Below are 19,226 nucleotides of genomic sequence, written 5' to 3'. Positions count from 1 at the left end.
CAAGGGCGGTGGCTGGGGTCGGGGCGGGGCTGTGCGGGTCTCTCGCCGGTCAGACGCCCAAGGGCTACCACAGAACCTGGGGGCCCCCAAGCACCTCGCGCTACGCGCGACCCTTCGGGCAAGGGTGCTTGGCCGCCCCCAGAACCTGCGGTAGTGCGGAGCACGCCTGCCCAACGAGAGACCCGCAAGAGCCCCACCCCTGGTGCTGAACCCAGACGTGGGGTCTGACAACCCCCGACAACAGCCCTCCCGCCCCTGATCTGGAGGCGTATCGTCGCGATGTGGCACCAGATCACGGCCGCCGCGACCAGCGCCGACCCTCACCCCACGGGGCGCCGGCCTCCAGGCGACGCGCGCCACCCATGCCCACTCGGTATGATCCGACGCCTTATCATTTTGATCCGATACCGGTACACTTGGAGAGAGAGGCAGAGATGCTGCCCCGAGCGAAGGAGACGACCATGGGCAAGGCCGCTGAGCGGCTGATCGCAGTGGCTGACCAGCGCAAACGCGTCAAGGCTCAGCTCGCCGAGGTCGAGACCCGACACAAGACCGCCGTGCTGGAGGCGCTGGACTCGGGCCTGAGCACCCGCCGCGTGCGGGAGCTGGGCGACGTCAGCCTGGACACGATCAACCGGTGGAAGAACGAGAAGAAGGCCGCCCAGGAGCAGGCCGACACCGAGCGGGGGCAGGCATGAGCAACGATCCGGTCCGCGAGCAGGCACGCGCCAACCGGGACCGGGGCCGATGCCCCGCCGCCCACGAAGACGACCGGCAGCGGTGCGAGGGCCCGGCCGACGCGGTCATCATCCAGGACGTGGCCGGGACCAAGGTGGAAGGCTGCGTCCTGCATGGCGCCATCATGCTGGCCAGCCTCAAGGGCGCGAAGGTCTACCCCGGCCCCGTCGAGGGCTACGCCATCGAGGTGTTCACCCGCGCCCAGGGCATGAAGCCGTTCGACTTCCCCTTCCCCGGCCGGGAGCAGCGATGAGTGACGATGACCTGGTCACCACCGAGGACCTGATCGCGGCCGGCCTGCTGCGCCGGATGCGGCCCGAGGTCGCCGAGGCGATCCTGCCCGAGGTCCGCCAGGCCCTCACCGAGGAGGAGTGGGACCGGCTCGGCGTCGCCGACGCCCTGTATGAGCAGGCCGTACGCAAGGGGCGGACCCGATGAGCGAGGCATGGGTGGGCGTCAACCCGCATGTGCCGGCGCATCAGCGCCTGCACCACGCGGTGCCGGCCAAGGGCGCCGACAGGCTGGCGGCCTGGCACACCTCCTCTTGCGGCCTGCAGGTGGCGTTGCTCGTCGAGCGCCACAACCAGCCGCTCTACAGCGCCGCAGGAGTCGAGCCGCTGCCGTTCGACACCTCCCTGTCGGTCTGCTGCCACGACTGCCTGGCAGTGGTCGCCGGCACCACCCCCGCCGTTACCGAGCTCCGGCCCCCGCAGGCCGGATGAGAGGAAGACCCCATGTCAGAGGCAACGACGAAGCGAGGCCAGATGAGCGGCAAGAAGCTCTGGTTCATGACCCAAGAGGAGTACCGGGCCTCGGGCTTGGACAAGTGCTCGCACCCCACCCACCAGATCACGAAGAGCGGCTTGAAGGTGTGCGACGCCTGCGACTTCATCATGACCGACAGCCTGAAGTTCTGAGGCTGGCAACCCCCGCGCACAAAGGCTGACACGCAAGTCGGGCCACCCGAAGAGGCAACTTCGAGTGGCCCTGATCTCCCCCAACCCGCATCGATCAAGGAAGAGGCCCAGTCTATGACCCCCGAAGAGGCCCGGTGGGTGCGCGATCACGCGTGGACCCGGGAAATGCGCAGGCAGCCGCACATGATTCCGGGCACGGGCCGCGCAACCTACGACACGGCGCAGGCCCTGGCCCGGTGCGAGTGCATGGTCGGTGTTTGCGGGCACTGCGCCATCGGGCAGCACCGGTTCTGCCACGCCAAGACGATCAAGCCGCGCCCGGAGGGCTGGCTGAAGAATCGCCCGCTCGACTACATCCCGCCCACGGCGGTGTGGCAGGCCGACCGCGCCTGCCGGTCGCTGTGCCCCTGCCGGTGCCCCGAGGAACGGCCGGCACCTGAGCGCTACGAGGTCGTGCCCCTGCCCGGCCTCGACGTCGTAACCCTGACCAAGGAGGCGGCGGATGAACGAGGACGAGGAAGGGCCCATGTCTGAGACCGAGTACAACCCCATCAACTGGTGCGTGATCTGCGGCTGGTCCACCGACGATCCCAAGGACACCGTCTGCGACTGCGACGAAGGCATGCCGCGCAGGTAACCCGAACACCGTTCTACCAGCGAGTAGCTTGCGGGAAATCCCATTCCCCCAAGTCTCAAACGATCAAGGAGTTCAGCATGATCCCCGAAGGCGCCGTGTGCGAGCACTGCGGCAGCGCCAAGGCTGACCAGGCAAGCACCGAGGCACGCCCCTTCGACACCCTCATGATCACCTACCAGTGTCAGGACTGCGGTGAGTCCTGGAACGTCTGGTACTAGAAGACAGGAGACCGACGTGATCAAGAACGTCTTACGGCGCCTGTTGCTCGGCGCCGGCCGCCCGGCCGCCGAGGAGCGGCACCCCATCCCCCTCACGGCAGACGATGAGGCCGACGTCGCCAAGACCGTCGTCGAGGTGCTGGCCGCCGGCCACTCGATCGGCGCCCCCGTCACATGCGTGACCAGCCGCGGCATCATCGTGCGGCTGGGCAGCATGCCCAGCCCAACCGCCCTGACCGAGGTACGGCGGGCGCTGGCCGCCCTGGGCTACGTCCTGGCCGACGCCGACCTGGGCAAGGCGGGCGTCATCGTCACCGGCCGCGACCCGTTCCACGTGGGCGACGAGCTGACCGTGGAGCGGGTGGACGCCGCCCTGGACTACTGGACCGCGCGGCGCGCCGAGCTGCTGGACCGCTCGCGGGGGCTGACGTCATGACCAACCCCGACAGCACCTCGTGGGCCTTGAAGGTCCTCGACGGCGCCCCCGACGAGGACGCCGAAGCCGTGATCGTCTCGTTCGGGTACGGCCACAGCCCGGCGCCGGGAGCAGACCTGACCATCGACGCCCGCCGCCACTTCCGCAACCCGCACCACGACCCGCGGATGCGCGAGCTGACCGGCCTGGACATGGCGGTGCGCCATCACGTGATGGCCACCTCCGGCGTGCGCAGCCTCGTCAGCAACAGCGCCTCGTGGGTCCGGGACGTGATCGACGAAGCGTCCACCGAAACCTCCCGGCCGGTCACCGTGGCGGTCGGGTGCGTCGGCGGCCGGCACCGAAGCGTGGCCATCGCCGAGTGGATCGCCGAGACGCTGCGCGGGCACGGCGTGCGCGTGGCGGTGGCGCACCGCGACGTCGACAAGCCCGTCATCCAGAGGTAGAGCGTCCCCGGGACCGCGCCTATCGGCCCCGGGGACCCCCCAAGCATCACACCCACGAAGGAGGAACCAGCACGATGGCCCGACCGACGCGCAACGACCACGACGACTACGAGGACCCGCACGAGAGGTGCAACGGCATCCATGTCGGCGCCGACATGGAGCACTACGACTGCGACGGCCGCCCCCTGTAGAGCACGGAGAAGCGAGCACGCAGGGCCACGGGACTCCTGGTCCCGTGGCCCTGCGTGCTCGAACAGTTTGAGCGGCGATGGGGTGACAGCACGCACTGGCCAGGCGCAGCCTGAAGTTGTGGACGAGGCCGAGTGGGATCAGCGCTTCGCGAAGGTCACCGCCGCGGTGGCCGAGCTGCTGGTGGCCGCGCGCCGCGAGCGTGACCGGTGTGCGCGGGCCGGCGAGGACATCGCGTGGCTGGACGAGGTGGTCCAGGCGCTGGAGCCACTGGGCGACCTGGTGACCTTGCGGGCGATCCACGCTGTCGTCGACCGCCACGGCGCCGGGCCGTACCCGGTGGAAGAACTGGCCGCCATCGCGGGTGCGGACGTGGCGAGCGTCAAGCGTGTCCTGGCGCAGATGACCGCCGATGGGTTCGCCATGAGGGGCGAAAGTGACGGCAACACGCCCAAGTGACCTTGAGTTCCCACGCTCATAGGGGCGGCGGCGGTAAACACTCCCCCAGAACCAAGAAAGACCCGCCAGGACCTGGCGGGCCATTCGAGGGGGCTTTTTCCACCGCCGCTTCTACTTTGGCAGGCAGGACGGCGATGAATAGGCACCCCCCGATGCGGGCAACTGATCGCATATGGAGGGGCCGCTGTGGCCCTGCAGGCAACTGTAGCTCACGACATCGCCATCCCCCACGAGGCTTTGAGCGCCGACGCTTCGGCGTCGGGTCCTCGCGCACGACGCCGCGCCGGGCACATTCAGATTCCCACTGCGCTCGTATACGCCCCGACCTGCGGAGCTTTGGCCGTTGTGGTGTGGAGCATGTACGAGTCGCTGGAGGTCCGCACGGTCGATGGCGGCCGTGATCCTGGCGTGGCCGGCCGCAGGTGGATGTCCGAGCGGTTGGGCGTGTCGGTCCCCGCTTTGGATCGAGCGCGCCGGGAGCTGCTGGCCCCAGGCGAGGGCGGGCCGTGGCTCTCGCGGCACATCCGGGGCCGCAAGAAGACCGCCACACACACAGTGCTCCGTCGGCCCCGCGAGAGCGGCGGTGCGTACGTGGCGGTGCCCGCCTGGACGCTGGAGCGCATCGCTGGTCCTGTCCGGTCGGCGTCGACCCCGGCCGGGCTGGCCGAGGCCGCGAGCGTCAGCCCGGCCGGGTGGCGCTTCTACGCGGTGCTGTGCGACCGGGTGCCCGAGGGGCGCCGCAAGGAGCTGACGCTGACCAAGCTGGGCGAGTGGATCGGCGCCAGCGCCGACACCGCCGCCCGCCGCCTGGTCGAGCTGGAGCGTGCCGGGTGGGTGGAGGTCGTCCACTCGCCGGGCAACTGGCTGACGATCCGGGTCGTCCGCGACGACGCCCAGGCCGCCGAGGTGGCCGCCGCCTTCCTCCTCCAGGGCCGTTCGACGCAGCGCCAACGCCCGCTGGACCCACCGCAGATTCGTACACTCACCCACCGCAGATCTGATGACTCACCCACCGCAGATTCGTCGACTCCACAGGAGACACCTGTTGAGGAGGCACCTTTGGAGGAGGCACCGGTCCATCCAGCCGCAGGCGCGGACCCGCAGGAGGTAGACGCTCCCGCGGTCGCCGCTTCGCGGCCGATGGACCAGCACTCAGCGAGGACGGGGCCGCCGCCCGACGAGGGCCAGGCGGTGAGGGTGAGCCCGACCGAGGTGGCGCGGCTGTACTGGACGCTGCCCGCCGTGCTGGCCAGCCGAATACCCGCGCACGGCGCCCGCCGCGTCCAGGGCGCGATCCGGACCGAGCTGCTGCGTGGCACGCGAACCGCGGCCGAGCTCGCCGACCGCATCGGCCGACGCTGGACAGGCGGCCGGTGGGACCAGGCCGACATCGTCGACCCCACCGCGGTTGCCATCACGCTGGTACGGCTGGCCAGGATCCCGTGCGCCAACGTGCGATGCGAGGACGGCACCGACCTCGACACCGGCCAGCCGTGCGCGGCCTGCGCCACCCGGCCACGCCTGCAGGCGCCCATCAACTGCTCGCCGCCGAACCAGGACACGAGCCCCACGACGACGGCCCCGACACCGCCGCCCATCAGGGATCTATTGCAGGAGCTACGCGCCCGGTCCGACATGCCGGAAGGCACCGAGGACACACCGGGTCTCGCGATCTTCCGCGCCGCACGTGCGCAGCTCTTTACAAAGTAAAGAAGCGGGGGCCGGGGTCAGCGGACGTACGGCGGGAACGCCCGCGCGGCCTGGAAGCGGAGCCGGGCCAGGGTCGCGTCATCGAGCGCCCGGCCCTGGTGGAGGACCCACAGCACGACCCGGGATGCTCGCAGCACGTGGGCGCCGGCCACCGGGATGCCGCGCGCGGGCACGTGGCGGCCGTGAACCGCCAGGAGCGCGTGCACCTTGATCGGGCTCCCCATGAGCGTTCGGAGCGCCTGAGCGACCGCCTCAGCCTCGTACAGGGCCGACCCGACGTCACCTTCCCCGATCGGTCGGCGACCTCCACGCCCGTAGCGGCGGCGGCCGAGCGTGACGCGGTCGCGCCGCCACATCTTCGAGTCGACGACGAACACGCCGTTCGGGCCGACCACCAGGTGGTCGACGTTGGCGCGGCCCCGAGGCAGGGCGCGATCGTGCAGGACGAGGTAGCCGAGCGATTCGAGCAGCTGCAGCTGTCGAGCGGTGCGGCGCTCCCCGCGGGCTCCCTGCCGCCAGGTGCGTACCGCCTCGTGTGTCCACCAGCGGTAGGCGGTATCGGCGACCGCCACCACGGCGCCGGCGACGAGGCCGGCCTGCCAGCTGATGACGACCCCGAACGGCACGGCGATGAGCAGGACCAGGAGCAGACGCAGCAGCAGGCGCTCGGGCCGGTCGGCGGCCAGCAGCTCCCGGTAGCGCACGTGCGCCGAGGCGCCGGCCCCGCTCCCGAACCACGGGCGAGGTGCAGCAGTGCGAGCCATCGAGGAGCCTCCTGCGGGGCGGACGGACGCATGACGGTGGAGTGCAGCAGGGGATCTGTGATCAGCGTACGGCGGCGGGCCGACAGTCCGAAGAGACGCGCGAGCGCCGACACCCTTACCGCGCGCCACACGCTGCGGGAGTGTCAATAAGGAGCGCCGCAGGTCAGGGCCGCCGCGCCGCGCCGCCGAGCGGCGCCGGCGAGGCCTCCGCGGCCGCCGCGGTGCTACCTGTTTCGCCTGGTCGGACGGTCGCGGCGGGTGGCGTGGCGACGGATCTCGTTATTGACACTCCCGCAGCGTGGACCGACCGGCCGCGCGCAGGAGGCGCCGGAGTGATCTTGTACGTGAATCAGCGCCCGCTTACTGACGTACAGCGGCGATCTTGAAGCCGGTTCCAACGGTGACCGTCCGTGATCAAGAACCGTCCCGCCCGCCACCCTCTTGGCGATCAAGCCCAGAGCGGGAACCGTCGGTGATCATGATCCCCCGTGGTTCTGCGGTGGACCAGGCAGGATGCCTCACAACCATATGTACCTTTGCATCTAGATGTACTGGTCAGCTTTGATCTTGTAGACTGATCGTCATGACCGTCAAGATCACAACCTTCACCGTCGGTGAGGCAGGCATCGCCTACCACACCGAGGGTGAGGGTTGCGGTCATGATCACGAGCGCGCTCAGGACCCTGCCTACTGGTTCGAGGGCAAGCAGCGCACGGGCCGGTGGCACGGTGCCGGGGTCGCGCACCTGGGGCTGACTGCGGGCGACCTGATCGACAAGGACGTCGCCATGACGGTGTACGGCAAGCTCGCCGACCCTCAGGTGGTGCGCGTCTTCGTGGAGGCGGCCGAGGCCCGCATCGCGGCCGAGGGGCTGGAGGGCGAGCAGGCCGAGGAGCTGCGCGCACAGGCGCGGGCTGAGGGCGAGGCGGCCGGTCGACTGGGCAACAAGCCGTACCGGTACAAGACGTTGGACGAGCGGGTTGCGGCGCGGATCAAGAAGGAGAGCGTCCACGCCACGCTGACCCCCGAGCGGGTGCAGGAGATCCAGGCCGAAGAGGCCCAGAAGCTGGAGCCGAAGGCGCGCTCCTTCTACGACGTCACGTTCACCGCGTCGAAGAGCACCAGTTTGTTCTACGCCGCGCTGATCGCGGCCGGGCGCGATGTGGACGCCGAGCTGATGCGCGACATGCACCGCGAGTCGGTGCAGGAGGCGCTGGACTACCTGCAGCAGCACGCCGGGTACTCGCGGGCTGGGCACCACGGCAAGGCGCCGGCCGGACGGGCGAGCGTCGGCCGGTGGGTGGACGGGCACGAGTGGGTGATCGCCCTGTTCGACCACCAGACCAACCGCGAGCTGGAGCCACATCTACACACGCACGCGCTGGTGCTGAACAAGGTGCGCACGGTGGACGCGGACGGCACGGTGAAGTGGCGGGCGCTGGACGGGGCGCACCTGTTCAAGATGGTCAAGGCAGCGGCGGCGATCTACGAGCGCGGCGTCGAGCAACGCATGGAGGCGCACTTCGCCGTCGCGTACGCGATGAGGCCGGACGGCAAGGCCCGCGAGATCGTCGGCATCTCCGAGATGGAGCGGGCGGAGTTGTCCACCCGCTCCAAGCAGATCGCCAAGGCGATGCCCGCGAGGCTGGCGAAGTTCGAGGAGAAGCACGGCCGCCAGCCAAACCAGCTGGAGCTGGCCAACGAGCAGCGGGCCGCCGCGAAGGCGACCCGCAAGCCAAAGCAGAAGATCGGGTCGTCCAGCGAGCTGCTGCGGCTGTGGGAGGGGATGGTCGGCGAGCGGCTCGGCACGTCGTTGACGGCCATCTTGGGCCGGGCCGAGGCCGCCGCGATCGAGGCCCGCGAGCTGGGCGACGCGGAGCGCTGGGAGACCCACGTGGTCATCACCCAGGCGATCGACCGCGTGCAGGAGGCGCAGTCCACGTGGACCCGCCAAGACCTGATGTTCGCGCTCAACGAGGTGTTGCCGGACAGGCTCGGGCCGTCGGTGCTGGCCAAGCAGGGCTACACCGTGGCGTTGCTGGAGCGGCTGGCCGATGAGGCGCTGAGCGGCTCCTACGGCGTGGTGCAGACCAAGGGCCTGGAGCTGCTGGCGGTGCCGGAGGAACTGCGCCGCGCGGACGGGCGCAGCATGTATCAGGCCGGGTATGGCGAGCGGTACGCCACGGTGGCGCACCTGACGGACGAGCAATGGGTGGAGGCGCGGGCCGCAGGCCGGGGCGGCGAGAAGTTGGGCGAGGCCGCCGTGACGACGGCGCTGGCCGACGCCGAGCGCAGGGGCCGGCCTTTGAGTGAGGACCAGGCCGCGGTTGCCGATTGGGTGCTGAACGGCGGCCGGGACATCGACGTGGTGATCGGCCCGGCCGGGACGGGCAAGTCGGTGGTGCAGGGCGTCATCGCGAAGGCGTGGGAGGCGAGCGGGCGCCGGGTGATCGGTCTGGCCCCGAGCAACAAGGCCGCCGAGGTCTTGCAGGCCGAAGGACTGCGCTTCAGCTTCAACACCACCCGGTTCCTGAAGCGAGCTGAAGGCAAGGGTCCGCGCCATGAGGTCGAGGTGTGCCGCCTACGGCCCGGTGACCTGCTCATCCTCGATGAGGCGGGCATGGCCACCACGGCCGACATCGTGGCCATCGCCGAGCTGGCCGCAGACGCCGGGGCCAAGCTCGTGCTCGTCGGCGACTACGGGCAGCTGACCGCCGTCGGTGCGGGCGGCCTGTTCCGCCAGCTGGCCCGGCGCGACAGCATCGAGCTTGGCACCGTGCGGCGCTTCCGCGACGCCGACGGCACCCCGCGTGCGTGGGAGGCCGAGGCCAGCCTGGGCCTGCGCGAGGGCAACGTCCACGCGCTGCAGCCGTACCGGAGCCGGGGCCTGATCCGGTCGGGGACCGTCGCGGAGATGATGAACCGGATCCGCCGCCTGTGTGTTGCCGACCTGGTGCGCGGCGTGTACAGCGCGGTGATGACCGCGACCGCCGAGCAGGCCGCGACGCTGTCGGGTGCGATCCGCGACGACCTGGTCAGACTGGGCCGGGTCGAGGTCGAGGGTGTGCGCCTGGCTGACGGCACCTACGCCGGGGTCGGTGACCGGATCCAGGTCCGCGAGAACCGCAACAAGCTCAAGGACAGCCACGACATGCCGGTCTACAACCGGTTCACCTACCAGGTGTTGAGCAGGCACGAGAGCGGCGCCTTGACGGTGCAGCGGATCGCCGAGCGCGACACGCTGGGCCGGGAGGTGATGGGCGGCACGGTGACGCTGCCCGCCTCCTACGTCTCGCGGTATGTGGAGCTGGCCTACGCCGGGACGTTCCACGCCAACCAGGGCGACACGGTCGAGGTCGGCTACGAGCTGGTGACGTCGGCCACCTCGCGCGAGCAGCTGTATGTCGGTGCGACGCGCGGCTGGCGGGAGAACAGGCTCTTCGTCGGCCTGGAGGAGGGCGAGGAAGAGCTGGCGGTCCTGGCCGGGGCGCTGGCTCGGACGCAGGCGCAGGAGTCGGCCAGCGACACGCTGGCCGCCGACCTGGAGTGGATCGAGAGCCTGGGCGCGCACGCGCCGATCTGGATGGACCTGGTCGAGCAGCACCAGCGAGGCAAGTACGCGGGCCTGCTGCGCGAGGCGATGGGCGAGGCGGTGTTCGAGCGGCTGGAGGCCGAGGACGCCAGCACCATCTACCGGCAGTTGTGGGCGGCCGAGCTTGCCGGCCACGACGGCCAGGCCCTGATTCAGGAGGTGACCGGCCGCGACTTCGACGGGGTCCGCGTCATCCCCGCCGCGTTGCACACCCGGATCGAGGTCCGGCTGGCGAACCGCACGCCGGAGCGGGAGGCGGCGGGGTCAAGCTGGGTCGAGCGGACCCCTGCTGACATGTCGGGCGGGGTCGGGGAGCAGGCCAGGGCGCGCGCTGAGGCGATGGACGCCCGGGTCGCGGCGATCGGTGAGCGGGCGATCTCCGAGCCTCCTGCGTGGGCTGTGGAGCGGTTGGGGCCGGTGCCGGACGACCCGATCGACCGCGAGCTGTGGAAGGGCCGGGTGGCGCAGGTCGAGGCCTACCGCGAGCTGTACGCGGTGGACACGCCGTCCACGGTGATCGGGCCGCCGCCCGGCCGGTCGATGGTCGCCCAGCGGGCGGCGTGGGAGGCCGCGCACGAGGCGATGGGCCGCACCGCCGACGAGCTGCGCCTTGCCGACACGCCGGTTGCCCGCCTGCGCGAGCAGGTGGAGATCTGGGAGCGGGAACAGGAGTGGGCGCCGCCGAGCGTGGCCGAGGAGCTGTCTCGCGCCGACTGGGAGCGGCTGGAGCTGCAGCAGCGGGTAGCGCTCACGCAGGCCGAGATGGAGCGCACGGCCGACGCTGTCGAGCGTGAGCAGCTGCGCGAGCGGTTCGTGGCCGAAGAGCAGCAGCTGCAGCGCGCGGTCGGCTACGCCGAAGAGGTCGAGCAGCAGCAGCGGGCCCGCGAGGCATGGCACAAGCAGACCAGATCCCTGCGGGAAGAGGCTGAGGTCGCGCTCGCTGAGATGCTGCGCCGGATGAAGGACAACCCGGAGGCGGGGCCGAGGGAGCCGGTGGCCGAGACGGAGCAGACGGTGGAGGAGCCGTCGCAGCAGCAGCGGGAGGCGGACTCCTTCGCCCGGTTGGCCGAGCGGTTCGCCGGGGTGGAGCGGGCCGAGCCTGACGCTCGCGAGCAGACGGTGGAGGAGCCGTCGCCGGAGCAGCGCGAGCAGCAGGCGTTCGCCGAGCTGCGCGAGCGGTGGGCGGCGGCGCAGGAGCGTGAGGCCGGCCGCGAGCCCGAGGTGGCTGAGTTGAAGCCGCGGGTGAGTGAGCGCGTTCTCGAGGAACTGCGCGCGGCGCAGGACCGCCAGGCCGACCCGGAGAAGGTCAGTGTCCGGGAGCGGACCGAGCGCGGCGCCGAGCTGGAGGCCCGCGAGCCGGAGGTCAGTCCGCGAGAGATGGTCGAGCAGCAGGTGGCCGAGGTGCGCACGGAGCAGCAGCAGGCCATGGTGCGGCTGGCCGAGCGGCTGCAGGGCGGCCGGGAGCGGGGCGAGGCGCGGGCGATGGAGGACATCACTCGCGAGCAGCACTACGCCCGGCAGCGTGAGCAGGAGCAGGTGCAGGCTCGTGAGATCGACGGGCCGGTGCTGGAGCGGTAGGGGGCGGACGGTGGGTACAGATCAGGTCGGAAGGTCCGTTCCTGGCAGCCTGAAGGGGGCCAGCGTGAGCACCCCGGAACCCAACGACCCTGACGTGCCCGTCTTGGACTTCGACCCGACCGAGCCGTGTCCACGCAGCGATGAAGAGTTGCGGGAGCAGTGGGAGTTCTTCCAGGACCCTGACTTTGAGCGACCGCGCACGCTGCAGCACACCCGCGGTGTGCGGGAGTCGCTGCGGTGGGTCATGGGGCAGCGGCCTGATTCGCCGGTGACCGGGGTGGTTCTGGGTCGCAGGCCGTACCGGTGGGAGATCGCACGAGAGGCCGACCTTGCCGAGGAGGGCATGCGCGCTTTCACCACGCGCGGCGCGGCGTGGCATCTCCAGCACGGCGGCGGCTTCCTGACCGGGTGCGAGAACGCGCTGTGGTGGGCGGCCAAGCTCAGCGGCGACGACGGCGGCTGGGGGATCTGACCCTCCCGCCGAGACAAGCAGAACGGCCGCGCCCCTCGCAGGGGCGCGGCCGTCTTCGTTGAGGGGGCGGTCAGCGGGCGGGCGGACGAAGGGGAGGTTCTTCTTGGTCGTGGCCGTACTTGCATTTGGCGGCGCTGGAGAGCCAGATCCGTTTGCGCAGGCCTGGCAGGTGGCGATCGTGCCAATCGCCCGCACGGCCGGGGTTGCCTTCGGGGGTCCGGAAGGTCCGGAGCCATTCCTGGCAGAGCCAGCCCAGCTCAATGACGAGGTCGAGATGCCGTAGTCGGTTGTCCTCACCTGCGGTGTTCCAGCAGGGCGGGATCATGCGGGGCAGTCGCGCATCGGCCTCACGATTGCGCTCGCGGCGGCGGTCTTCGTCCCCGACCACGCGGTAGACCGGCCCGAGGACGTTGACCACCCACTCGTTGAGCTGCGCCCACGCGGCGTCCCGCTCGGGACCAGGCGTGGTGAAGTCCCAAACGCGGGGAGACTTGCCCTGGTCAGGCGTCGTTTTCTCCAGGACGACGACGCGGGCGCTCAGTGCCGCCACCTCGTTGACCAGCCCCCGCAGCGCGGCGACGTCGGGTAGCGCGTCCAGGCGCTGCCGGAGCTTGATGAGGTCCTGGCGCAGCTCCAGCAGCTGCTTGGCGTACATGTGGTTGAAGCCGCCAGACGGCTTGTCTTCGGGTGTCTGTTCGGTCATGACCGGCCGCCCAGCTCGTAGGAGGGTTGCAGGGCGAGCTTGGCCGCTCGGCGGACGTCACGGCGACGCCAGGGCTTACGGACCCGCACGATCACCGGGGGCACGCCCCGGTAGAGCACCAGCGCCCGCCCGGACCGCAGGTTGCGGATCTTGTGCGGCGGCATGACGGGCCGCAGCTCTTCGTGCTCGGACTTGACCCGCCCGTTGGCGGTGTGCTGCCAGCTGGAGCGTGTGACCTCGCGCTCGCCACACAGGGCCGACAGCTCCCGCAGGTCGTCAGCGCTCTTCAGGCCGCCGAAGACCGCCGTGAACGCGGCGGCGTTCCAAATGCTGTCGCCGCCGGCCTTGCCCCACCGGGCGTAGAGCTGGGCCTTGGACTGGATGCCGGCCAGCGGCAGGATGCCGTGCGCCCGCATGGTGTTGATCCACTGATCGAGCGGGATGGGGCAGATCGTGGCCACCTCGTCCAGGGCGAGTGTCAGCCAGGGGTCCAGGCGTCGGCCGGGCGAGGCGTCGGCGACCTTGATAGCGGTCTTGACGACGTCGGCCAGGATCAGCGTGAACAGTGGGGCGATGCCGACGCCGGTGCTTTCCTCGCCGACCATGTAGAGCGTGCCGCGCGCCTCGATGAACGCCTCGATGTCGAGGTCTTCGTCAGGGCCGGGTGTGACGGCGTAGGCCGCAGCAGGCCCGCTCAGCCACGACAACGCCGTGGCCAAGGTCGAGAAGATGCCGTCGCGGGTGCGGTCGGTGACCGTCTGCCGCGAGTGCAGGGCGTCGATCCAGGAGGGCGGCGCCTGGTGCTTTTCCAGGATGCCGAGTGCTTCCATGCTGGTCGGGTCGTTGGCCCAGCGGTGGACGTCGACCAGGGTTCGGCCTTCGAGGTCGGCCGCCAGCAGGAAGGCGCGCAGCACCTCGTTGGCGTTGCTGGCGAAGTAGTCCTGCAGGTCCCCGGTGTCGCCGGGGCGACGGGCGCCGTACAGCAGGGCCGCGCCCCGCTGCATGGCCGTGTCGAGGTCTCGGCAGCCGCGGACCGGGTTTATCCGGAGCGTGGACTGCACGCCCCCGAGGCCGAGCGGGTTGAACACCAGCACCGGGCCCACGGTGGCGCGGGCCGCCGCCGTGGTGTCGTAGTCGGCGATCTTGCTGGTGGTGTAGACGACCGCGCCGGGCGCGTCGACCACGATGTCGCCCAGGGCCGCAGACTTGCCGACGCCGGGCGGGCCGACGAAGAGGGCGCTGTCCTCCGGGGTGCCGCGCACCACCATGAACGGTGACCAGGCGCGGCCGACCCGGAAGGAGTACTGCTCGACCCCGACCCCGCGCCGGCCGTCGAGCGAGCGGCGGGTCAGGGCGAGCTTGCGTCGCGCGGCGCGGGCCGACATGTTGCGGGTGATCTGCCAGGCGGTCGCGTGCCCCTTGGCGGGGATCGCCGCGCGGTAGAGGAGTTGCCCCACGACGAGCGCACCCAGGAGCAGCACGGCCATCATGATCAGGAACGGGGTTGAGGGCAGGTCCAGGCCCGCCCAGGGGTCGATGACCTGACCCTGCGCCGGGGGGGTCGGCGTGCCCTTGGGGTGATCCCCCAGGGTCGTCAGGAGTGGGACAATGGCCACGTTCTTCTCCTCTGCAGTGAGCGAGCGGGGCAAGGGTGGGGGTCAGCGTTCGCGGCCAAACGGGGCGCTGACCCCCTCGTCATTCCGGGGGTGACTCTCCATGAACCCCCTTGGGGGGTCACCGGGGTCACCGGGGGGGTCATGTGATCCCCCGTGACTTCCGAGACGGCAGGTCGATGATCTCAGCCGCCTGCCGAGCACGCTCCCGTGCACGGCGCAGCTCGTTCTTGACCTGGTTGTTCGTCAGGATCACACCGTGATCCCCCAGCAGGGTCACGATCTCCGACCCTGTGATCCCTGCAGGGTCATTGCCGAGCATCTTGATCGCCGCGCGCACCCGCGCTGCGTCCGAGGGCAATGCCCGCAGCTCCGCGCCGGGATCACTTGAGGAGTCATGCCCCCCCCTCTCGGGGTCACGTGACACCGCCGAGGGGTCACCGGTGTCACTCCGGGGGGCATCAGGGGTCACCGGGGGGATCACGAGGGGATCAATGATCCCGGGAGAGGGGGTCACGTCGGTGGTCGGGGTGAGCGCTGACGCGGGCACCCGGTAACCGTTGACCCTCCCGGGAGCCGTCTCCGGCACCACGACCGCGCCGGGCAGAGCCGGACCAGGCAGCCATGCGTGAGGCTCGGCCGGAGGCCGGCCGCCGCCGTGCGGGTCGGGGTCAGGCGTGGGGTCGGGCTGGATCTGCTCGACCTCCACAGCCTCGATCGCGTCGACCAGTTCCCAGGGCGGGGACAGCTCGACGGTTGCAAGGGCCGGGGTGTTGTAGATCAGCCTGAGCTGACCCATCAGCTTGTCGAGCACGTCAGGGTCGTTGCCGAGTTGGGCGTACTCGACGGCCTCGTCCCGGGCCTTGTGCAGACGCTTGAGGGCCCTGCTGCGCGCCCTGGCCTGCGGGTCCTTTGAGCCGCCAGCCGGGGCCGCAGGCAGCTCCCTGAGCGCGTTCGCTGCCAGGGCAACCCGGGTGATGTAGCGGTGAACGGCGACTTCGGAGGCGTCCCTGTCGGTCGGGTCCGCGAGCCCCAGCTTGACCAGCAGCCGCTCCGGGGTGACCTTCCATGCGATACGCGAGCGGCCGGTGAGCCGAGCCCGCTCGATCGCCATGCCGCGTTCCCACAGCCACGCAGCAGCGATCGGAGCGGCGAAGCGCAGAACCTTCGCTTGGAACGTCGGGGCCTCGATCGCGGCGAGTACGGCGGACAGGCACGTGAAGCCCCACACCGCGATCCCGTCGAGACCGGGCTTGAAGTTCTCCCGCATCGACCGTCGAGCGCGGATGGCCGACGTGATGACGGCCACCTCGATGAAGGCGAAGAACAGGACGCGCAGCGGCCAGACGAGCTCGGGGAACTCGTTCGCGAAGAACTCCCACATGCCCGTCGCGGCGACGCCGGTAGCGATGCCAGCCGCAACGTAGGTGAGGACGTCTTCGGCGGGTTTGCCGCCCAGGACCTTCCTTCCGAGTCGTACGGCAGTGCGCACGGCGGCGCGTGTCAGACGGACCAGGCCGACGACGACGAAGGCCGCCAGGGCGAGGCAGACCACCGCCCCAGCGATAGCGAGAGCGGGGTTTGCCTCGGCCCAGGATCGGAGCTCGTTCATGAGGGCGTCCCTCCTGAACTGGCGAGCTTGGACATGACCTCGTCCAAGTGCTCGATGGCGACCTCGATCATGGCGTCGTGGATGGCGGTCTTGGTCCACTCCCGGCCGGTCGTGCTGGTGATCTGGATCCGGGTGCGCTCGACCTTCGCGGCGGTCGCGTCGGAGACGAGCAGGCGGGAGACCGGGGGCCGAGCGGCCATGTGTGCGCTCCAGGTTCTTGGTGGTGCGGGCGTCGATGTATCCATGTTGGCTATGTTGCCATGTGTCAGTGTTGCCAACAAGGGCACACGGGTGTCATGCTCATGTTGTCAGCACTGGCACCCGAGATCTACCACGATCGCGAGCGCCAGACACAACAAAGGCCCCACCGGTAGTCCCTGGAAAAGAAGACCGGTGGGGCCGCAACCCACAGAAAGGGTTGAGGTCATCATGCCTCAAATCCGGATCACCCATCAGCCCCAGAACGGCTCGTGGGGGCCGGCCGCCGAACCGGCCACCGTCCGCGAGGCCTACGACCAGGTCTGGGCCGCCGAGAAGGACCAGCGCGAGCAGGCCGAGGCTCGGAGGTCGGCCCGATGAAGCGCGCGACCGGCAGCAAGCCTCAGGACGGGCCACGGGAGAAGCCGATCCACACCTGCCCGGTCAAGGGGTGCGGCTTCCAGACCAGCAACCCGGCCGGTGTCGGCGAGCACCACTGCGCGCCGAAGGTCACACGGTGATGGCCCGCCGCGACCGGCAGCCCTCGGTGGGGGCAGCCGTTGCGCAGAGCGCCGCCCGCACCGTCGTCCGCTGCACGGTGCTGACCACCCTGATGGCCAGCGCCGCGCAGGCCGAGGTCGCCATCCACCTGGACGTGTGCACCAGCTGCGCCACCACCACGCGCGGGAGCAGCTGATGAGCGCCTGGGTGTGCGTGTGCTGCAGCTGCGGCTTCTTCGGGCCCACGCCCGACGACGCCACGTGCGACTCCTGCCGGGCAACCAGCACCAGCCGAGACGGGGGGCGGTGACCTCATGATCCGGTGGGTCGTCCGCATCTGGCGGGTCCTGGTGTTCGCCTGGCGAGTCCTGGTGTTCGCCTGGCGGGCCCTGCTGTTCACCTGGCGGGTCCTGGTGTGGGCCTGGCAGGCCCTGTGCAGGACCGCCGTACTGCTGGCCGCCGCCGCGATGGTGCTGGATGACCTGACGGCGCACCTCACCAGCTGGTGGTACCGCCGCCGCGCCCTCACCGGCCAGCGTGCCGCCGCGCCCGCCGTGGCCGCCGCTGCCAGCGAGACGGCTCCGGCTCTCCTGGCTGAGCGCCAAACCGCCTGACCGACCTGGAAGGAGGTCGTTGCGCGGGCTGGCTCCGCCCCTGCCCTCTCGGGTCCAGGCGCGGGGCCAGCCCCCGGAGCGACAGCTCCCCGACACAGGAGGTAGGCACATGGATCTGTTCAAGGCCATCGACACGCTGGCATCGGCCGGCCGCGGCTCCCGGATGACCCCCGAGCAGCTGGCCAAGCACAAGGACAGCAGCCGCGAGGCGAACGCGTTCGCTGTGCTCGCCACCGCCGCGAACGGCCACCGCGTAACGCGCCAGGACAAGGCCAAGGCTCGCGCCGCCCTGGTGACGGCAGCTGGCAGCGAGCAGGCCGCCGACGCGCTGCAGGAGGCCGCGCTGCGCAGCGCCGGCGCCAAGACGAAGGGCATCCTCGGGTGGCTGCGCTGATGAGGCGCCCACGCCGATCACCCCCGGTCTCCCCCGAGGCCGAGACCCTGATTGAAGACAAGCTCGGCGCGCTCGTCGAGGCCCGTCAGGAGAACGCCAAGCTCCGCGAGCAGCTCGCGCGGGCCGCACAAGATCGAGGCGTCATCCCGTCGGCCACCAGGAGGCGGCGGTGACTGTCCTTCTGAACTGGAACCCGAAGGGCGACCCCGGGCGGCACTGGGGCGGCGGCCAGCGCCGTCCGTGCCGGATCTGTCGAGGATTCACGTTCCTCGTGGACGAGGAGGGGGCGCCCTGCCACAAGGTGTGCGCCGAGCAGGAAGCCGGTCAGTGACCGAGGAACCCCCTGCCGAGCAGTCCGGGGCCGATGGTAGCGGCCCCGGACTGCCTCAGACCCTACCCACCGCGTTCTAGATCTACAACGTAAAGGAGGCGGCGTGTCCGGCGCGAGTTGCCGGACACGCCGCCTTTGCCGTTGCTGGGCACGGTTTGGGCGCATCTCTGCAGGTCACCTTCGCGCGAAGGGCGAGAGCAGCCCGCGAACTCCGGCGCGCGCTGGGCACTCTGACAGAGTCCACCGACCATCAGGGAGCCCACATGCACGGCGAGCACGCCGAGCCCGAGTCACAGCGCCGCTGGCCGTACGAAGGCCCGCCGCCATCCTTCGGTCAGGCCACCGCCGCGCCGCCGCGCCTGCAGGCCCGCTATGCCCAGCCCACACCGCCCGGCAACTGCGGCACGGCCGCCGTGCGCGACGTCTGGGAGCGCCACCCGCGCGCCGTGCTCCTGGGGGCGCTCGCCGCCCTCGTCGCGGTCGGGCTGTGGTCGTCCAGCTGGGACGCCCAGCCGCCGGCACCGGCCACCGCCGTCCCCGAGGCCGCGCCGCACCGAGCGCAGGAGATCCCCAACCGCCCCCCGTCGACGACCGCCAGGCGCACGCCGGCAGACGAGACCCGAGAGCTGGACCAGGGGGACCATGTCCACGGGCAAGACGCCGCACGGCCCGAGCATGCTCGCCAACGACCAGCAGCTGGCGGACGCGGTCGAGCCGACCGGCCCACGGCGGACTCCCCGGGCCGTACTCGAGTAACGGCGCCCGCTCGACCGGCGCCCAGGCCCGGCCGCGCCACGCAGGCACCGAAGAGGCGCGACCTGGTCAGCAGGCAATGCGACGCCCTGTTCCCGCCGCAAAAGCCTGCCTACGCGCTGCGCAACCGGGTCTGTCACCAGATGTACGGCTGACGACGGAGGCAAAGACTGTCGGCCTGCGGCCGATGCCAGGGGGCGCTGCCCCCTCAGCACTCCCCCGGCCGCCCTGCGGAGAGAGGGGACACGGGCCCAGGGCAAGGGCGGTGGCTGGGGTCGGGGCGGGGCTGTGCGGGTCTCTCGCCGGTCAGACGCCCAAGGGCTACCACAGAACCTGGGGGCCCCCAAGCACC

General features: G+C 70.8%; 26 protein-coding genes. 21 read left to right on the top strand and 5 right to left on the bottom strand.

Features of this window, described 5'->3' with window-relative positions; genetic code table 11:
• Window positions 1-461: 461 nt before the first annotated feature.
• From ACWENQ_RS45675 to ACWENQ_RS45625, 11 genes are all read left to right on the top strand, one after another.
• On the top strand, window positions 462-698 hold the full coding sequence (locus ACWENQ_RS45675; RefSeq protein ID WP_452419752.1) for a hypothetical protein: 237 nt from the start codon (window positions 462-464) through the stop codon (window positions 696-698).
• Window positions 695-991 carry a hypothetical protein gene (locus tag ACWENQ_RS45670; RefSeq protein WP_452419751.1) on the top strand — a complete coding sequence of 99 codons (297 nt, stop codon included), beginning with the start codon at window positions 695-697 and terminating at the stop codon, window positions 989-991. Before ACWENQ_RS45675 ends, ACWENQ_RS45670 begins: the two co-directional genes overlap by 4 nt.
• The gene (locus ACWENQ_RS45665) at window positions 988-1,176 is read left to right on the top strand and encodes a hypothetical protein (protein WP_452419750.1); all 189 of its coding nucleotides are present in this window, start codon (window positions 988-990) and stop codon (window positions 1,174-1,176) included. Before ACWENQ_RS45670 ends, ACWENQ_RS45665 begins: the two co-directional genes overlap by 4 nt.
• Window positions 1,173-1,460 carry a hypothetical protein gene (locus tag ACWENQ_RS45660; protein ID WP_452419749.1) on the top strand — a complete coding sequence of 96 codons (288 nt, stop codon included), beginning with the start codon at window positions 1,173-1,175 and terminating at the stop codon, window positions 1,458-1,460. The genes ACWENQ_RS45665 and ACWENQ_RS45660 overlap by 4 nt, the downstream gene beginning before the upstream one ends.
• Before the next feature lie 12 nt (window positions 1,461-1,472).
• Window positions 1,473-1,655, top strand: coding sequence for a hypothetical protein (locus ACWENQ_RS45655; RefSeq protein ID WP_452419748.1), 183 nt, complete (start codon window positions 1,473-1,475; stop codon window positions 1,653-1,655).
• 114 nt (window positions 1,656-1,769) lie between these two features.
• On the top strand, window positions 1,770-2,189 hold the full coding sequence (locus ACWENQ_RS45650; RefSeq protein ID WP_452419747.1) for a DUF6248 family natural product biosynthesis protein: 420 nt from the start codon (window positions 1,770-1,772) through the stop codon (window positions 2,187-2,189).
• A gap of 180 nt (window positions 2,190-2,369) precedes the next feature.
• Window positions 2,370-2,510 carry a hypothetical protein gene (locus ACWENQ_RS45645; RefSeq protein ID WP_452419746.1) on the top strand — a complete coding sequence of 47 codons (141 nt, stop codon included), beginning with the start codon at window positions 2,370-2,372 and terminating at the stop codon, window positions 2,508-2,510.
• A gap of 16 nt (window positions 2,511-2,526) precedes the next feature.
• The gene (locus ACWENQ_RS45640) at window positions 2,527-2,946 is read left to right on the top strand and encodes a hypothetical protein (RefSeq protein WP_452419745.1); all 420 of its coding nucleotides are present in this window, start codon (window positions 2,527-2,529) and stop codon (window positions 2,944-2,946) included.
• Window positions 2,943-3,392, top strand: a complete 450-nt coding sequence (locus ACWENQ_RS45635) for a RapZ C-terminal domain-containing protein (RefSeq protein WP_452419744.1) — start codon at window positions 2,943-2,945, stop codon at window positions 3,390-3,392. Before ACWENQ_RS45640 ends, ACWENQ_RS45635 begins: the two co-directional genes overlap by 4 nt.
• Window positions 3,393-3,701: 309 nt before the next feature.
• On the top strand, window positions 3,702-4,040 hold the full coding sequence (locus ACWENQ_RS45630) for a hypothetical protein (RefSeq protein ID WP_452419743.1): 339 nt from the start codon (window positions 3,702-3,704) through the stop codon (window positions 4,038-4,040).
• A 357-nt stretch (window positions 4,041-4,397) separates the two neighbouring features.
• Complete coding sequence (locus ACWENQ_RS45625; RefSeq protein ID WP_452419742.1) at window positions 4,398-5,750, top strand: hypothetical protein; 1,353 nt, start codon at window positions 4,398-4,400, stop codon at window positions 5,748-5,750.
• 17 nt (window positions 5,751-5,767) lie between these two features.
• Here ACWENQ_RS45625 and ACWENQ_RS45620 read toward each other — a convergent pair whose 3' ends face one another.
• A complete protein-coding gene (locus tag ACWENQ_RS45620) occupies window positions 5,768-6,514 on the bottom strand; it encodes a nuclease-related domain-containing protein (RefSeq protein ID WP_452419741.1) in 747 nt (248 codons plus the stop codon).
• 583 nt (window positions 6,515-7,097) lie between these two features.
• On the opposite strand from ACWENQ_RS45620, the gene mobF reads away from it, so the two are divergent.
• Window positions 7,098-11,684 carry a MobF family relaxase gene (mobF, locus tag ACWENQ_RS45615; protein ID WP_452419740.1) on the top strand — a complete coding sequence of 1,529 codons (4,587 nt, stop codon included), beginning with the start codon at window positions 7,098-7,100 and terminating at the stop codon, window positions 11,682-11,684.
• 64 nt (window positions 11,685-11,748) lie between these two features.
• A complete protein-coding gene (locus ACWENQ_RS45610; RefSeq protein WP_452419739.1) occupies window positions 11,749-12,156 on the top strand; it encodes a hypothetical protein in 408 nt (135 codons plus the stop codon).
• Between the two features lie 70 nt (window positions 12,157-12,226).
• On the opposite strand, the gene ACWENQ_RS45605 is transcribed toward ACWENQ_RS45610, so the two are convergent.
• From ACWENQ_RS45605 to ACWENQ_RS45590, 4 genes are all read right to left on the bottom strand, one after another.
• Window positions 12,227-12,859, bottom strand: a complete 633-nt coding sequence (locus ACWENQ_RS45605; RefSeq protein WP_452419738.1) for a hypothetical protein — start codon at window positions 12,857-12,859, stop codon at window positions 12,227-12,229.
• Window positions 12,856-14,475: a type IV secretory system conjugative DNA transfer family protein gene (locus ACWENQ_RS45600; RefSeq protein WP_452419737.1), complete on the bottom strand. Its 1,620-nt coding sequence runs from the start codon at window positions 14,473-14,475 to the stop codon at window positions 12,856-12,858. Before ACWENQ_RS45600 ends, ACWENQ_RS45605 begins: the two co-directional genes overlap by 4 nt.
• 139 nt (window positions 14,476-14,614) lie before the next feature.
• Window positions 14,615-16,084 carry a hypothetical protein gene (locus ACWENQ_RS45595; protein WP_452419736.1) on the bottom strand — a complete coding sequence of 490 codons (1,470 nt, stop codon included), beginning with the start codon at window positions 16,082-16,084 and terminating at the stop codon, window positions 14,615-14,617.
• Window positions 16,081-16,284 (bottom strand): hypothetical protein, encoded by a 204-nt coding sequence (locus ACWENQ_RS45590; protein ID WP_452419735.1) that lies wholly within the window; start codon window positions 16,282-16,284, stop codon window positions 16,081-16,083. Before ACWENQ_RS45590 ends, ACWENQ_RS45595 begins: the two co-directional genes overlap by 4 nt.
• A gap of 229 nt (window positions 16,285-16,513) precedes the next feature.
• Between ACWENQ_RS45590 and ACWENQ_RS45585 the strand changes: the two genes are divergently transcribed.
• The 8 genes from ACWENQ_RS45585 to ACWENQ_RS45550 all read left to right on the top strand — a co-directional run bounded on the left by ACWENQ_RS45585 (window position 16,514) and on the right by ACWENQ_RS45550 (window position 19,029).
• Complete coding sequence (locus ACWENQ_RS45585) at window positions 16,514-16,663, top strand: hypothetical protein (protein ID WP_452419734.1); 150 nt, start codon at window positions 16,514-16,516, stop codon at window positions 16,661-16,663.
• Window positions 16,660-16,803 carry a hypothetical protein gene (locus ACWENQ_RS45580; RefSeq protein WP_452419733.1) on the top strand — a complete coding sequence of 48 codons (144 nt, stop codon included), beginning with the start codon at window positions 16,660-16,662 and terminating at the stop codon, window positions 16,801-16,803. Before ACWENQ_RS45585 ends, ACWENQ_RS45580 begins: the two co-directional genes overlap by 4 nt.
• The gene (locus tag ACWENQ_RS45575; protein ID WP_452419732.1) at window positions 16,800-16,979 is read left to right on the top strand and encodes a hypothetical protein; all 180 of its coding nucleotides are present in this window, start codon (window positions 16,800-16,802) and stop codon (window positions 16,977-16,979) included. The genes ACWENQ_RS45580 and ACWENQ_RS45575 overlap by 4 nt, the downstream gene beginning before the upstream one ends.
• Before the next feature lie 117 nt (window positions 16,980-17,096).
• A complete protein-coding gene (locus ACWENQ_RS45570) occupies window positions 17,097-17,396 on the top strand; it encodes a hypothetical protein (protein WP_452419731.1) in 300 nt (99 codons plus the stop codon).
• Between the two features lie 109 nt (window positions 17,397-17,505).
• Window positions 17,506-17,790, top strand: a complete 285-nt coding sequence (locus ACWENQ_RS45565; RefSeq protein WP_452419730.1) for a hypothetical protein — start codon at window positions 17,506-17,508, stop codon at window positions 17,788-17,790.
• The gene (locus ACWENQ_RS45560) at window positions 17,790-17,963 is read left to right on the top strand and encodes a hypothetical protein (protein ID WP_452419729.1); all 174 of its coding nucleotides are present in this window, start codon (window positions 17,790-17,792) and stop codon (window positions 17,961-17,963) included. The genes ACWENQ_RS45565 and ACWENQ_RS45560 overlap by 1 nt, the downstream gene beginning before the upstream one ends.
• On the top strand, window positions 17,960-18,121 hold the full coding sequence (locus ACWENQ_RS45555) for a hypothetical protein (RefSeq protein ID WP_452419728.1): 162 nt from the start codon (window positions 17,960-17,962) through the stop codon (window positions 18,119-18,121). The genes ACWENQ_RS45560 and ACWENQ_RS45555 overlap by 4 nt, the downstream gene beginning before the upstream one ends.
• A gap of 263 nt (window positions 18,122-18,384) precedes the next feature.
• A complete protein-coding gene (locus tag ACWENQ_RS45550) occupies window positions 18,385-19,029 on the top strand; it encodes a hypothetical protein (protein ID WP_452419727.1) in 645 nt (214 codons plus the stop codon).
• Window positions 19,030-19,226: the final 197 nt, after the last annotated feature.

It is taken from the genome of Nonomuraea sp. NPDC004354 (assembly GCF_053602555.1).
This window is presented reverse-complemented; position numbering and strand designations above follow the sequence as displayed.

Excerpts from the sequence above, each read along its gene's own strand:
- ACWENQ_RS45675 (WP_452419752.1), top strand. The coding sequence starts at position 462 with ATGGGCAAGGCCGCTGAGCGGCTGATCGCAGTGGCTGACCAGCGCAAA.
- ACWENQ_RS45670 (WP_452419751.1), top strand. The coding sequence starts at position 695 with ATGAGCAACGATCCGGTCCGCGAGCAGGCACGCGCCAACCGGGACCGG.
- ACWENQ_RS45665 (WP_452419750.1), top strand. The coding sequence starts at position 988 with ATGAGTGACGATGACCTGGTCACCACCGAGGACCTGATCGCGGCCGGC.
- ACWENQ_RS45660 (WP_452419749.1), top strand. The coding sequence starts at position 1,173 with ATGAGCGAGGCATGGGTGGGCGTCAACCCGCATGTGCCGGCGCATCAG.
- ACWENQ_RS45655 (WP_452419748.1), top strand. The coding sequence starts at position 1,473 with ATGTCAGAGGCAACGACGAAGCGAGGCCAGATGAGCGGCAAGAAGCTC.
- ACWENQ_RS45650 (WP_452419747.1), top strand. The coding sequence starts at position 1,770 with ATGACCCCCGAAGAGGCCCGGTGGGTGCGCGATCACGCGTGGACCCGG.
- ACWENQ_RS45645 (WP_452419746.1), top strand. The coding sequence starts at position 2,370 with ATGATCCCCGAAGGCGCCGTGTGCGAGCACTGCGGCAGCGCCAAGGCT.
- ACWENQ_RS45635 (WP_452419744.1), top strand. The coding sequence starts at position 2,943 with ATGACCAACCCCGACAGCACCTCGTGGGCCTTGAAGGTCCTCGACGGC.
- ACWENQ_RS45625 (WP_452419742.1), top strand. The coding sequence starts at position 4,398 with ATGTACGAGTCGCTGGAGGTCCGCACGGTCGATGGCGGCCGTGATCCT.
- ACWENQ_RS45620 (WP_452419741.1), bottom strand. The coding sequence starts at position 6,514 with ATGGCTCGCACTGCTGCACCTCGCCCGTGGTTCGGGAGCGGGGCCGGC.
- mobF (WP_452419740.1), top strand. The coding sequence starts at position 7,098 with ATGACCGTCAAGATCACAACCTTCACCGTCGGTGAGGCAGGCATCGCC.
- ACWENQ_RS45605 (WP_452419738.1), bottom strand. The coding sequence starts at position 12,859 with ATGACCGAACAGACACCCGAAGACAAGCCGTCTGGCGGCTTCAACCAC.
- ACWENQ_RS45595 (WP_452419736.1), bottom strand. The coding sequence starts at position 16,084 with ATGAACGAGCTCCGATCCTGGGCCGAGGCAAACCCCGCTCTCGCTATC.
- ACWENQ_RS45590 (WP_452419735.1), bottom strand. The coding sequence starts at position 16,284 with ATGGCCGCTCGGCCCCCGGTCTCCCGCCTGCTCGTCTCCGACGCGACC.
- ACWENQ_RS45585 (WP_452419734.1), top strand. The coding sequence starts at position 16,514 with ATGCCTCAAATCCGGATCACCCATCAGCCCCAGAACGGCTCGTGGGGG.
- ACWENQ_RS45580 (WP_452419733.1), top strand. The coding sequence starts at position 16,660 with ATGAAGCGCGCGACCGGCAGCAAGCCTCAGGACGGGCCACGGGAGAAG.
- ACWENQ_RS45570 (WP_452419731.1), top strand. The coding sequence starts at position 17,097 with ATGATCCGGTGGGTCGTCCGCATCTGGCGGGTCCTGGTGTTCGCCTGG.
- ACWENQ_RS45565 (WP_452419730.1), top strand. The coding sequence starts at position 17,506 with ATGGATCTGTTCAAGGCCATCGACACGCTGGCATCGGCCGGCCGCGGC.
- ACWENQ_RS45560 (WP_452419729.1), top strand. The coding sequence starts at position 17,790 with ATGAGGCGCCCACGCCGATCACCCCCGGTCTCCCCCGAGGCCGAGACC.
- ACWENQ_RS45550 (WP_452419727.1), top strand. The coding sequence starts at position 18,385 with ATGCACGGCGAGCACGCCGAGCCCGAGTCACAGCGCCGCTGGCCGTAC.